The 796-nt window shown below is 50.3% G+C and carries 2 protein-coding genes; both read right to left on the reverse strand.

Translation table 11 applies throughout. The features are described 5' to 3' along the window. Positions 1 to 410, reverse strand: a 410-nt coding sequence (locus GMA8713_RS27885; RefSeq protein ID WP_198159600.1) for a phage tail protein, incomplete at its 3' end; no start/stop codon positions are given. After that, a partial coding sequence (locus GMA8713_RS25995) for a putative phage tail protein (protein ID WP_157515808.1) occupies positions 410 to 796 on the reverse strand: 387 nt, incomplete at its 5' end. The genes GMA8713_RS27885 and GMA8713_RS25995, both read right to left, overlap by 1 nt.

Consider the following 796-nt stretch of genomic DNA (forward strand, 5'->3'; position numbering starts at 1 on the left):
ACAATCTCACCGTCTTCTTTCCCTATTAAGCCACGGCCCCTCATGTCGGGAAGCGTCCCATCTGGGTAAATAGCGGCTGTCTGTGGGTATAGGTCAGTATCAAATGCCTGGCCTTTCATGATGGCCCAACCTTCGGGGGCGCTATCTGTCATCCAGGGGAGAGGAGTCCCTATAGGTAATGCTGTGAGCTGGATAAGCTGAGACAGATGATCAAAATTATCAGGGTCAAAAGGCACGCCATAGCGCGTTAATGCCGTCTGAAATTCCCTTATCACTGCGTTAAACCAGTCCTGACCAGGATAGCTTGGCGTGTTGTCTTCATTACTTTCAGTGAAGTAGCCTGGCGCGCCGATTCTTGATTTCGCAGCAGGAGCGGTTTCGACCTGAGATCCGTTATTGAGAAAATGCATCAGTCGTTACCCTCGTAGATGAATTCGTAGTATTTGCCGCCGAGCTTGAACTGGGTAAGGGTGCATTCAAGCTGCTTGCCCTCAGCCTCTTGGATGTCATGCACAACCACCCGTAGTAGATGGCGATATTTTTCTTCATAAAGCGGGTAGGTACATCCGCGTAGGCAGTGATGGGGGAAGAGCTCTTTCACTGTGATGCGAAAGCCTAGATCTTTGGCCCGCTGTTCAATGTTCCACGCTTGAAGCCTTCCCTTTCGATGGTCTTTCTCCACCGCTGTCGCTTGTCTTTCCGACAATGACAAAGACTGTTCAATGCACTCGGGCAGCCCGAGATATTGCTCATATTCACCCAGTAAAAGGTGAGATTGTTCAGGGGTGGTTTCCTG

Source organism: Grimontia marina, assembly GCF_900060185.1.
Lineage (GTDB): Bacteria > Pseudomonadota > Gammaproteobacteria > Enterobacterales > Vibrionaceae > Enterovibrio > Enterovibrio marinus.